A 12,798-nucleotide genomic window follows, 5' to 3' on the forward strand; every position below is an offset into this window, starting at 1 on the left:
TTATGGCGTGACCAGCTTGGGAGCCGCCCATGATATAGGAAGCGGCTCCCGTGCTTTCAAATGGCTTATTCCATGTCCTGCGTGGTGAAATCTTCACCCTGCACGGCCGCCAGCGGATCGTTGCCGATCGCCGCTTCGGCGCCCTGGCGCAGTTCGGCGGCATGCTCCGCCGCAGCCGACTTGGGTGCGATCAGGTCCACCTGGCTCGATGCGCGCAGCGCGGCGCGCATCGCTGCGTCCCGCGACGAAGCGGCGACGCGCAGGCGGTTCATGCCAGCGCCCGTGCCCGCCGGGATCAGGCGACCGACGATGACGTTCTCCTTCAGGCCGACCAGCGTGTCCTTCTTGCCCTGAACCGCCGCTTCCGTGAGGACGCGGGTGGTTTCCTGGAAGGACGCTGCCGAGATGAAAGAACGGGTCTGCAGCGACGCCTTGGTGATGCCCAGCAGCACCGGCTTGCCGGCAGCAGGGGCGAAGCCCGGCTGAAGCTTGCTGTTGATCTCGTCCATTTCCTCGCGGTCGATCTGCTCGCCCACCAGCAAAGTGGTGTCGCCGGATTCGATGATCTCGACCTTCTGCAACATCTGACGAACGATCGTTTCGATGTGCTTGTCGTTGATCTTCACGCCCTGCAAGCGATAGACTTCCTGGATTTCGGCGACCAGATATTCGGCCAGCGGCTCGATGCCGAGCACTTCCAGAATGTCATGCGGATCGGGCGAACCGCCGATCAGGTTATCGCCGCGCTTCACGAAGTCGCCTTCCTGAACGTCGATCACCTTGCTCTTGGGGATCAGATATTCGACCGGCTCGCCGCCATCCTCGGGATTGATGGCGATCTTGCGCTTCGCCTTGTAATCCTTGAGGAACTGAACGCGGCCCGACACCTTGGCAATGATCGCATTGTCCTTGGGCTTGCGGGCTTCGAACAGTTCGGCGACGCGCGGCAGACCACCGGTGATGTCGCGGGTCTTGGCCGCTTCACGGCTGACACGCGCCAGCACGTCACCGGCCTGAACCTGGGCACCATCGTCGACCGACAGGGTCGCGCCGACCGCCAGCATGTAGCGGGCGGCTTCGCCGCTATTGTCGTCCATCAGGGTCAGGCGCGGACGAAGGTCTTCCTTGGTCCGGGCCGCACCGCGATGTTCGATGACCACGCGCTGGGCGATGCCGGTGGCTTCGTCGGTCTGCTCGGTCAGCGTCTTGTTGTCGATCAGGTCGACATACTTAACGATACCGGGCTTTTCCGTGATCACCGGCATGGTGAAGGGATCCCACTCGGCGAAACGGTCGCCCTTCTTCACGGCATCGCCATCTGCGAACAGGATGGTGGCGCCATAAGGCAGGCGGTGGGTTTCGCGCTCGCGGCCTTCGCTGTCGATGATCGCCACTTCACCGTTACGGGCCAGCGACAGGCGACGGCCGTTCTTGTCGGTGATGGTCGGCATGTCGCGCAGCTCGATCGTGCCGTCCGACATGGCTTCCAGGTTCGACGTTTCGTTGAAGTTCGCCGCGCCGCCGATGTGGAAGGTACGCATGGTCAGCTGCGTGCCCGGTTCACCGATGGACTGCGCCGCGATGACGCCGACGGCTTCACCGATGTTCACCGGGGTGCCACGGGCCAGGTCACGGCCGTAGCACTTGCCGCAAACGCCCATGCGGCTTTCGCAGATCAGCGGGCTGCGGATCTTCACGGCCTGCGTGCCGATCGCCTCGATCTGGGTGATCATGGCTTCGTCCAGCAGGGTGCCGATCGGGATGATGACGGTGCCGTCCTTGCTGTCGACAATGTCCTGCGCCGTGGTGCGGCCCAGAATGCGTTCGCCCAGCGAGGCGATGACCGAACCACCCTGAACGATGGCCTTCATCTCCAGCGCCTTTTCGGTGCCGCAATCTTCCTCGACGATCGTGCAGTCCTGCGACACGTCGACCAGACGGCGGGTCAGGTAGCCCGAGTTCGCCGTCTTGAGCGCGGTGTCGGCCAGGCCCTTACGCGCGCCGTGAGTCGAGTTGAAGTACTCAAGAACGGTCAGACCTTCCTTGAAGTTCGAGATGATCGGCGTTTCGATGATCTCGCCCGAAGGCTTGGCCATCAGGCCGCGCATACCGGCCAGCTGCTTCATCTGGGCCTGCGAACCACGGGCACCGGAGTGCGCCATCATGTAGATCGAGTTGATCTGGGCCATACGGCCGGTCTGCGGATCCTTGGGCTGGGCGCGGATTTCGTCCATCATGGCGTTCGCGACCTGGTCGCCGCAACGGCTCCAGGCGTCGATCACCTTGTTGTACTTTTCCTGCTGCGTGATCAGACCGTCCTGATATTGCTGCTCATAGTCAGCCACCAGCGCCTTGGTCTCATCGACCATCGTCACCTTGCTGTCGGGGATGACCATGTCGTCCTTGCCGAAGCTGATGCCGGCCTGGAAGGCGTGGCGGAAGCCCAGCGACATGATGGCGTCGGCGAACAGCACCGTGTCCTTCTGGCCGGTGTGACGATAGACCTGATCGATCACGTCACCGATTTCCTTCTTGGTCAGAAGGCGGTTGACGACGTCGAAGGGAACCTTGTGGCTCTTGGGCAGGCATTCGCCCAGCAGCATGCGGCCCGGCGTCGTTTCGAAGCGCTTCATATACTGCTGACCATTTTCGTCGGTCTGCGGTACGCGGCTGATGATCTTCGAATGCAGGGTGACGGCCTTGGCATAGAGGGCCTGATGGACCTCCTGCATGTCCGACAGCAGCATGCCTTCGCCCGGCTCGCCTTCGCGTTCCATCGACAGGTAATAGATACCCAGGACCATGTCCTGCGAAGGAACGATAATCGGCTTGCCGTTGGCGGGCGACAGGATGTTGTTGGTCGACATCATCAGCACGCGCGCTTCCAGCTGGGCTTCCAGCGAGAGCGGCACGTGGACGGCCATCTGGTCACCGTCGAAGTCGGCGTTGAAGGCCGAGCAGACGAGCGGGTGCAGCTGGATCGCCTTGCCTTCGATCAGGACGGGTTCGAACGCCTGAATGCCCAGACGGTGAAGCGTGGGCGCACGGTTCAGCATGACCGGATGCTCACGGATCACTTCGTCCAGAATGTCCCAGACTTCCTTGCGTTCCTTTTCGACCCACTTCTTGGCCTGCTTCAGGGTCATGGACAGACCCTTGGCATCCAGACGCGCGTAGATGAACGGCTTGAACAGTTCGAGCGCCATCTTCTTGGGCAGGCCGCACTGATGCAGCTTGAGTTCCGGGCCGGTCACGATGACCGAACGACCCGAATAGTCGACGCGCTTGCCGAGCAGGTTCTGACGGAAGCGGCCCTGCTTGCCCTTGAGCATGTCGGACAGCGACTTGAGCGGACGCTTGTTCGCGCCGGTGATGACGCGGCCGCGACGGCCATTGTCGAACAGGGCGTCGACGGCTTCCTGCAACATGCGCTTTTCGTTGCGGACGATGATGTCCGGCGCGCGCAGTTCCATCAGCCGCTTCAGGCGGTTGTTACGGTTGATGACGCGGCGATACAGGTCGTTAAGGTCCGACGTCGCGAAACGGCCGCCGTCCAGCGGCACCAGCGGGCGCAGTTCCGGCGGGATGACCGGCACGACGTCCAGGATCATCCATTCGGGGCGGTTGCCCGATTCCAGGAAGCTTTCAACCACCTTCAGGCGCTTGATGATCTTCTTGGGCTTCAGTTCCGACTTGGTGACGGCCAGCTCGTCCAGCAGCGCCTGCTTCTCGCCCTCAAGGTCGAGGTCCATCAGCATCTGCTTGACCGCTTCCGCGCCGATGCCGGCGGAGAAGGCGTCTTCACCATATTCGTCCTGCGCGTCGAGCAGTTCGTCTTCGGTCAGAAGCTGGAACTTTTCGAGCGGGGTCAGGCCGGGTTCGGTGACGATGTAGGATTCGAAGTAGAGCACGCGCTCCAGCTGCTTGAGCTGCATGTCGAGCAGCAGGCCGATGCGCGAAGGCAGCGACTTCAGGAACCAGATGTGCGCAACCGGGGCGGCCAGTTCGATATGGCCCATGCGTTCGCGGCGGACCTTCGACACGGTCACTTCCACGCCGCACTTTTCGCAGACGATGCCCTTATACTTCATGCGCTTATACTTGCCGCACAGGCATTCATAGTCCTTGATCGGACCGAAGATGCGGGCGCAGAACAGGCCGTCACGCTCGGGCTTGAACGTGCGATAGTTGATGGTTTCCGGCTTCTTGATCTCGCCGAAGGACCAGGACCGGATGCGCTCGGGCGAGGCAAGGCCGATCTGGATCTGGTCGAAGGTTTCCGGCTTCTGGATCGGATTGGCGAAGTTGGTCAGTTCGTTCATATCTCAAGTCCCTCTAGAGGGTGTATTTCTGGGGCGAAGGGGGGGAGGGGGCGCCGCCGTGGCAGCGCCCGACCATCCTTACTCCGCCGCTGCCGCGAAGCCGTCGTCGTCCTCGACCTCGTCCATCGCGGCGAGTTCGACGTTGAGGCCCAGCGAGCGCATTTCCTTGACCAGCACGTTGAAGCTTTCGGGAATGCCGGCCTCGAACGTGTCGTCGCCCTTGACGATCGCTTCATAGACCTTGGTGCGGCCGACCACGTCGTCCGACTTCACCGTCAGCATTTCCTGGAGCGTGTAGGCGGCGCCATAAGCCTGGAGCGCCCACACTTCCATTTCCCCGAAGCGCTGTCCGCCGAACTGCGCCTTACCGCCCAGCGGCTGCTGGGTGACAAGCGAGTACGGCCCGATCGAACGTGCGTGGATCTTGTCGTCGACCAGGTGGTGCAGCTTCAGGACGTACTTGTAGCCCACGGTCACCTTGCGGTCGAAGCTGTCGCCGGTGCGGCCGTCGAACAGGGTCACCTGACCCGATTCATCCAGACCCGCCAGCTTCAGCATCGCCGACACGTCGGATTCGACGGCGCCGTCGAACACCGGCGTCGCCATCGGCACGCCCGCGCGGACATTCTGCGCCAGTTCCACGATGTCGGCCGCGCTGCGCTGGTCGATCTCCGCGACATAATTGTCGCCATAGATCGTCTTGAGCAGATCCTTCACCGCCTCGGGGGGCGCGCCCGCCTCGGGGTTGGGATTGGCTTCGCGCCAGCTGTCCAGCGCCGAACCGATCTGGGCGCCCAAGCCGCGTGCGGCCCAGCCCAGATGCGTTTCGAAGATCTGACCGACGTTCATGCGCGAAGGCACGCCCAGCGGGTTCAGCACGAAGTCGACCGGGGTGCCGTCTTCCAGGAAGGGCATGTCTTCGGCCGGCAGGATGCGGCTGATGATGCCCTTGTTGCCGTGACGGCCGGCCATCTTGTCGCCCGGCTGCAGCTTGCGCTTCACCGCGACGAACACCTTGACCATCTTCAGCACGCCCGGGGGCAGCTCGTCGCCGCGCTGGAGCTTGTCGACGCGATCCTCGAACTTCTCGACGATCAGCTTCACCGCTTCGTCATACTGCGCCTTGACGGCTTCGATGCCGGTCTGGCGGACATCGTCCTCGACCGCGAACTTCCACCATTCATGACGCTCGACTTCGCCCAGCAGGGCTTCGTCGATGACCACGCCCTTCTTGACGCCCTTGGGAGCAGCCGAAGCGGTCTGGCCGATCAGCATTTCCGCCAGACGGTTGAACGTCGCACGGTTCAGAATGCCGCGTTCGTCCTCACGGTCCTTGGCGAGACGGTCGATTTCCTCCCGCTCGATCGCCATGGCGCGTTCGTCCTTGTCGATGCCGTGACGGTTGAACACGCGCACTTCCACGACGGTCCCGGCAACGCCCGGAGGCAGGCGCAGGGACGTGTCGCGCACGTCGCTCGCCTTTTCACCGAAGATCGCGCGCAGCAGCTTTTCTTCCGGGGTCATCGGCGATTCACCCTTGGGGGTGATCTTGCCGACCAGAATGTCGCCCGGCTCCACTTCCGCGCCGATGTACACGATGCCCGCCTCGTCGAGGTTGCGCAGCGCTTCTTCACCGACATTGGGAATGTCGCGGGTGATGTCCTCCGGCCCCAGCTTGGTGTCGCGGGCCATGACCTCGAACTCCTCGATATGGATCGAGGTGAAGACGTCATCCTTCACGATCCGCTCGGAGATCAGGATGGAGTCTTCATAGTTGTAGCCATTCCAGGGCATGAACGCGACCAGCACGTTCCGGCCCAGCGCCAGCTCGCCCATTTCGGTCGACGGACCATCGGCGATGACTTCGCCGGCCTGGATCAGTTCGCCCACCTTCACCAGCGGACGCTGGTTGATGCAGGTGTCCTGATTGGACCGCTGGAACTTCTGGAGCGTGTAGATGTCGACGCCCGACTGGCCGGGTTCGATGTCGCCGGTGGCGCGGATCACGATACGGGTCGCGTCGACCTGATCGACGATGCCGGCGCGGCGGGCCGCGATCGCAGCGCCGGAGTCACGGGCCACGGTGCCTTCCATGCCGGTGCCCACGAACGGAGCCTCGGCGCGGACCAGCGGCACCGCCTGACGCTGCATGTTCGATCCCATCAGCGCGCGGTTGGCGTCGTCATTTTCCAGGAAGGGAATGAGCGAGGCCGCGACCGACACCAGCTGCTTGGGGCTGACGTCCATCAGGGTGATGTGGTCGCGCGGCGCCATCAGGAATTCGCCGGCTTCACGCGCGGAGATCAGGTCTTCGGCCAGCGTGCCTTCGGCGGTCAGCTCGGCGTTGGCCTGCGCGATCGTGTGCTTGGCTTCTTCCATGGCCGACAGATAGACGACTTCGTTCGTCACCTTGCCGTCGATCACCTTGCGATAGGGCGTCTCGATGAAGCCATACTTGTTCACGCGGCTGAAGGTCGCGAGGCTGTTGATCAGACCGATGTTCGGGCCTTCGGGCGTTTCGATCGGGCAGATACGGCCATAATGGGTCGGGTGAACGTCGCGGACTTCGAAGCCGGCGCGCTCACGGGTCAGACCGCCCGGCCCAAGCGCCGACACGCGGCGCTTGTGGGTGACTTCCGACAGCGGGTTGGTCTGGTCCATGAACTGCGACAGCTGCGACGAGCCGAAGAATTCACGCACGGCCGCCACGGCGGGCTTCGCGTTGATCAGGTCGTTCGGCATCACGGTCGACACGTCGACGCTCGACATGCGTTCCTTGACGGCGCGCTCCATGCGCAGCAGGCCGACGCGATACTGGTTTTCCAGCAGTTCGCCGACCGAGCGGACGCGACGATTGCCCAGGTTATCGATGTCGTCGATTTCGCCCTTGCCGTCCTTCAGGTTCACCAGTTCCTTGACCACGGCCAGGATGTCCTCGACGCGCAGCGTCGTGACGGTGTCCTCTGCGTCCAGTTCCAGACGCATGTTCATCTTGACGCGGCCGACGGCCGACAGGTCATAGCGTTCGGGGTCGAAGAACAGGCCGGCGAACAGTGCTTCGGCGGTTTCCTTCGTCGGCGGTTCGCCAGGGCGCATGACGCGATAAATGTCGCTGAGCGCCTGATCGCGTTCCTCGGCCTTGTCGGCTTTCAGCGTATTGCGGATCCACGGACCCGTCGACACATGGTCAATGTCCAGCAGTTCCAGGCGATCGATGCCCGCCTTGTCCAGCTTTTCAAGGTTTTCCGGCGACACTTCGTCGCCAGCCTCGATATAGATTTCGCCGGTCTTCTCGTTGATCAGGTCATAGGCGCTGTAACGGCCATAGACTTCCTCGGTCGGGATCAGCAGCGATTCCAGACCGTCCTTTTCCGCCTTGTTGGCGGCGCGGGGCGAAATCTTGTGGCCGGCCGCGAACACGACTTCGCCCGACTTGGCGTCGACGATGTCGAAGGCGGGCTTCAGGCCGCGCCATGCTTCGGCGGTGTAGGGGATCTGCCAGCCGCCTTCGCCACGGACGAAGACCACCTTGTTGTAGAACTGACCCAGAATTTCTTCGGCGGTCAGGCCCAGCGCATAGAGCAGCGCCGTGACCGGCAGCTTGCGCTTGCGGTCGATACGGACGTTGACGATGTCCTTGGCGTCGAATTCGAAGTCGAGCCAGCTACCGCGATAGGGGATGACGCGCGCGGCGAAGAGATATTTGCCCGACGAATGAGTCTTGCCACGGTCATGATCGAACAGAACGCCCGGCGAACGGTGCATCTGCGACACGATGACGCGTTCAGTGCCGTTGACGATGAAGGTGCCGTTCGACGTCATGAGCGGCATGTCGCCCATGTAAACGTCCTGCTCCTTAATATCCAGGACCGAACGGGTTTCGGTGTCCTGGTCGACTTCGAACACGATCAGGCGCAGCGTAACGCGCATCGGCGCCGCATAGGTGATGCCGCGCTGACGGCATTCTTCCACGTCGTACTTGGGGTCTTCCAGCTCATAATGGACGAAGTCCATTTCGGCGGTGCCGGCGAAGTCGCGGATCGGGAAAACGCTGCGCAGCGTCTTTTCCAGGCCCGACACATAGCCGATCGACGGGTCGGAGCGCAGGAACTGTTCGTAGCTCTCCCTTTGCACTTCGATCAGGTTCGGCATCTGCACCACTTCGTGGATGTCGCCGAACACCTTGCGGATGCGCTTCTTAGCGCCGGTGTTGATCGTTGGGAGAGCCTTGGTCGCCATGCGTTGTCCTTGCCTTCATTCGTCGTATTTTTTCGCATCCCGGCGAAAATTCAGCCTGGCGTGATCGATAAAAGGGGTGATTCGCCCTTTCGTCGCCACGCAAAAAAGTGCGGGCCGGGGCTGTCCGATCCGCACTGTCAGCGTCTTGTGATCCTTGCATTTCCGCCCATTCTACCCGTAACCGTGCGCAACGCGGCCCGGAACCCGGCAGATATGCAAGGCCGATCCTTCCGGCGCACAGGGCGCTTTCGAGACCGGATTTCGCAGTCGCATATAGGCCCCCCTGTTGGATTTGTGAAGGGGGGCGTCAGGCGAATAAAGCGCGTTCGGCCCGGATCGCGGCGACCAGCCGGTCGAGTTCGGTGCTGCTGTTGAACAGGGCAGGGGTTATGCGCAGCACCGGCCCCGACGCCAGCCCCGCCTTCGCCACCACCAGCAACCGATATTTGTCGAGGAACAGCTTTGCCGCGGTCTTTGCATCGTCGGGTCCGCGCATGCCGGGCAGGCGGAACCCCGTGACCGCGCCATAGCGTCCAGCCTCCTGCGGCAGCAGGATTTCCAGCCCGGCAATGTCGCGCACCCGATCGACCCAATAATCGCGCAGTTTCACCAGATGGCGATATTTCGCCTCGCCGCCGATCGCTTCATGCACGGCGATCGCCTGCGGCACGGTCAGCCGGGCGGCAAAATCGACGGTGCCGGTGGGGATGCGCGCGCGAATATCCTCCGGCCCATGGATGCGATTGCCCAGCCATGGGGCGATGTCCTGCAAGCGACTCTTGCGGATATAGACGCCGCCGGTGCCCAGCGGCGCGGCCAGCCATTTGTGCAGCGAAAACCCGATAAAGTCCGCGCCGGTATCGTCCACGGTGAACGGAATGTGGCCGACCGCCTGCGCGCTGTCCAGGATCACGTCGACCCCGCGCGCCTTGGCCATCGCCACGATCGCCTTTACCGGCGGCACCAGCCCGTTTCGGTTGGACAAATGGGTCAGCAGCAGCAATTTCGCGCGCGGCGTATCCTTCAGCACCCGCTCATAGGCGGCCAGGATATTCGCCTCCGTATGCGGTTCGGGCAAGCTGAACCGCACGATCCGCGCCCCCCGGCTCTTTTCCAGATAGTCGCAGGCAAATTGCATCTCGTCATAATCGACATCGGCATAGATCACCGCGTTGCCGGGCCGGAGCAGCGCATAGTTGGCGATCAGCGCATAGAGCGCCTCGGTCCCGCCGCCCGCCAGCGCGATCTCGTCCGTTCCGGCGCCGAGCAGCTTTGCGACCGCCGCGCGCGACTGGTCCAGTTCCGCGTCGCGCGGATGGCCGGGGGCGCCATTGCGCAGGAACAGGGCATGATTTTCATTCACCCAGCGCGCATGGGCTTCATAGGCGGCCTGCACCGGCCGCGTCATCGCGCCATAATAGGCCGCGTCGAAGGTCGCAAAATCGCGATTGACCCGATAGAGCCGCATCAGCGCCGCCTGCGCCGCATCGAAATCGGCCATGTCTCCCTCGAAGCGGAAGGGCGCATCCGCCGGCCACGGTTCCGCCGCCGCGGTTCCGACGCTCGCCAGCGCCAGCCCCAATGCGCCGCCCCGGCCCAGAAATCCCCGCCTCGTCACCATATGCCGCTCCGACCATTCGTGTTACATCATATCATGAACGGTCGAGGGGCGAGAAACCGCCACTAAACTCTATCCCAGATTAAAGCATTTATACTGTGCGACGCCCCTGACTTGGCTGTATGGCAAAGGTTATCCGGCGCTTATCAGGGAGCGGAAGGCAGCGGTGATCCGCACCGAAGAGATTTACGACGCCGCGACAGACGATGCGGCCTTTGATCAACTGGCGTCGCGGCTGGCGGCGGCGGTCGGTGCGCGATCGGCCGTGCTGCACTGGGGGCAGGGAGCGGCGCAGGTCTCCGAAATCAGCTATTCGGGCTATTTCTCCGATGAACAGATGGCGCTCTATGGGCAGGAATTTGTCCATGACGATCTGTGGGGCGCGGCGCTGGGCGGTCGGGCGGCCAACCGCGTCTGGGATTTCGAAGCGGTCGTGCCTGACGCCACCTATGAACGCAGCCGCATCTACAATGAATGGATCCGGCCTATGGGGGACGATACGTTCCGCTGTCTGGGCGGGGTGATCCAGCGTGGCGACACGACCGGCCATATCGGCCTGCACCGGGGCCGCACGCAGAAAAGCTTCGACGTGCAGGATCGCGCCGCCATTCAGGAGTGTATCGGCCATATCGGCCGCATGTTCGATATTCGCCACCGGCTCGACCGGGCCAGCCATCATGGCCGGTCCTTGCAGGCGACGCTCGATCTGGTCGAACATGCGATCTTCACCCTGTCCATGGCCGGGCGGCTGATCCACTGCAACGGCGCGGCGGAGGGCATGTTGCGGCGGCAGGATGCGTTGCTGCTGCGCCAGCATCATCTCTTCGCCCGCGACGGGCAGAGCGACGCCGCGCTCCAGACCGCTCTGCGCGCCGCCGCCACGCGGGAAGGGACGCAGGCCGGCGCGCTGTTCGTTCAGCGGGAGCGGGGCCTGCCCTATATGCTGTCCGTTTCGGCCATCTGGTCGGGCACGGAGCGGCAGATCGTCCTCATCGCCACCGATCCGGGCGTGCATGACGCCAGCCTCACCAGCCGCCTGCGCGCGCTTCATGGTCTGACGCCGGCCGAAGCGGACATCGTCGTTGCCCTGTGCGAAGGGAAGGCGCTGGAGGATGTGTCGCAGGAGCGCGGCGTCGCGCTCAGCACCGTGCGCACCCAGATGAAGGCGATCTATTCCAAGACCGATTGCCGTCGTCAGTCCGAACTGGTCGCCCGCTTCACCCGCCTGCCGCGGCTGACGCTGACGGACTGATCCGATTTTCAGGGGCTGGTCGGCGCCGCCGGGCCGGGTGGCGCGATCTTCACCGTTTCGAACCGCTCCTTGCGCCGCACCCCGGACAGCCCGCCACTGGCCGCGTCGCCATCGCCCGCTTCGGCAACGGCCGGGCCGGTCGGCACGCGCCGGCGCATGCAATCGGCCTTGCTGATGCGGGGGGTCTGCGCGCAATTCCACAGGGCGCGCTGCAATCCGCTGCCGACATTGTGGATATAGGCAAAGCTCATCGCGTCCAGCTGCGCCTGTCCCAGCGGCAGGCCGGCGGGCGCGCTGCCGGCGCGCCACGCCATGATCCGGCATTCAGGCCGGCCCGCGCAAAATGTCTGCGCCAGCACCGGCCAGCCATCGGGCGCGCCTGCGCGCGGCAGTTCGACCAGAAAGCTCTTTGCCTCCTGCGCGATAGCGATCAGCCTGACTCCCGCCACCGTTTTGCCCAGCGCATCCGCGCCGATCGCCTGCTGCGGCCGTGCCGCCAGTGCGGCGGCGGCCTCACCCGCCAGCACGGGGGGCGGGGCGGGGATCGGCGCAGCCTCCTGATGCGCGGTCGAAAAGCGGGCGATACGCGCAATCAGCGGTTCGCCCGGATCGACGCTCTTGCGAAAGGCGGGCGGCGTCCCCCACCATCCCCGCCAGCGGAAGAACAGGTGCGTGCCGACCGCCGTGATCTTGTCCAGACTGTCGCTCCAATAGGGGACGACCCAGTCGGTATGATAATGGGTGGCGTGGCCGACCGGCTTGTAGACTTTCCCCGCCAGCGCGCCGCGCGCAATCTCCCGCGCCCGGTTCCACGCCGCCTGTCCCGGCGTGCGCGCCAGCGCGCCGTCGCAGGTGAAGGTGAACTGGCACCCGGTCGCGCGTTCCTGCCCCTGAAACACCACGCCGCACACGCTCTTGGGAAAGGCGGGGTGGCGCACCCGGTTCAGCACCACCTGCGCCACCGCCTGCTCGCCCACGGCGTCGTCGCCCGCTTCATACAGCTCCGCCGCCGCCAGACAGTCGGTCGCGCGGGCCAGATCCGTTTCGGACCCTGAAAAGAGGAAGGGGCGGGCGGCCGGATTGGGATCGCGCGAAAAGGGGATGGTTGCGTTCAGCGCCAGCGCCTGATCCCGTTCCAGCGCATAGATCTGCACCGGCTCGACCGGCGGGGGCGGATTGGCCGGTCGCCGGTTCTGCGCCGCCGCGCGTAGGACGGGGCCAGCATCGACCGGCCGATGCCGGCTTTCCCATCCCGCCACGCCGAACGGCAGGCCGATGAACAGCAAGGCCCAGATGACATAGGACAGGAGAGTGGGAAAGCTGGTCCGGAACACGCGCGACTTGTTTCCAACCTCCGTTCGCCCTGA

General features: G+C 63.9%; 5 protein-coding genes. 1 reads left to right on the forward strand and 4 read right to left on the reverse strand.

Annotated elements, in window-relative coordinates:
* Positions 1–65 precede the first annotated feature (65 nt).
* From rpoC to ACFOKF_RS06050, 3 genes are all read right to left on the reverse strand, one after another.
* The gene (rpoC, locus tag ACFOKF_RS06040; protein WP_380794000.1) at positions 66–4,322 is read right to left on the reverse strand and encodes a DNA-directed RNA polymerase subunit beta'; all 4,257 of its coding nucleotides are present in this window, start codon (positions 4,320–4,322) and stop codon (positions 66–68) included.
* Between the two features lie 78 nt (positions 4,323–4,400).
* Positions 4,401–8,561, reverse strand: coding sequence for a DNA-directed RNA polymerase subunit beta (gene rpoB, locus ACFOKF_RS06045; protein ID WP_380794001.1), 4,161 nt, complete (start codon positions 8,559–8,561; stop codon positions 4,401–4,403).
* A gap of 307 nt (positions 8,562–8,868) precedes the next feature.
* On the reverse strand, positions 8,869–10,182 hold the full coding sequence (locus ACFOKF_RS06050) for an aminotransferase class V-fold PLP-dependent enzyme (protein ID WP_380794002.1): 1,314 nt from the start codon (positions 10,180–10,182) through the stop codon (positions 8,869–8,871).
* Positions 10,183–10,345: 163 nt separating this feature from the next.
* Between ACFOKF_RS06050 and ACFOKF_RS06055 the strand changes: the two genes are divergently transcribed.
* The gene (locus tag ACFOKF_RS06055) at positions 10,346–11,431 is read left to right on the forward strand and encodes a helix-turn-helix transcriptional regulator (protein WP_380794004.1); all 1,086 of its coding nucleotides are present in this window, start codon (positions 10,346–10,348) and stop codon (positions 11,429–11,431) included.
* An 8-nt stretch (positions 11,432–11,439) separates the two neighbouring features.
* Here the strand turns inward: ACFOKF_RS06055 and ACFOKF_RS06060 are convergent, their stop codons facing one another.
* Positions 11,440–12,765: a cell wall hydrolase gene (locus tag ACFOKF_RS06060; protein WP_380794006.1), complete on the reverse strand. Its 1,326-nt coding sequence runs from the start codon at positions 12,763–12,765 to the stop codon at positions 11,440–11,442.
* Positions 12,766–12,798 lie beyond the last annotated feature (33 nt).

This window comes from Sphingobium rhizovicinum (genome assembly GCF_042647625.1).
GTDB lineage: Bacteria > Pseudomonadota > Alphaproteobacteria > Sphingomonadales > Sphingomonadaceae > Sphingobium > Sphingobium rhizovicinum.

Bases quoted from the DNA above. Each gene is read 5' to 3' on its own strand.
- ACFOKF_RS06050 (WP_380794002.1), bottom strand. From the start codon at position 10,182: ATGGTGACGAGGCGGGGATTTCTGGGCCGGGGCGGCGCATTGGGGCTG.
- rpoC (WP_380794000.1), bottom strand. From the start codon at position 4,322: ATGAACGAACTGACCAACTTCGCCAATCCGATCCAGAAGCCGGAAACC.
- rpoB (WP_380794001.1), bottom strand. From the start codon at position 8,561: ATGGCGACCAAGGCTCTCCCAACGATCAACACCGGCGCTAAGAAGCGC.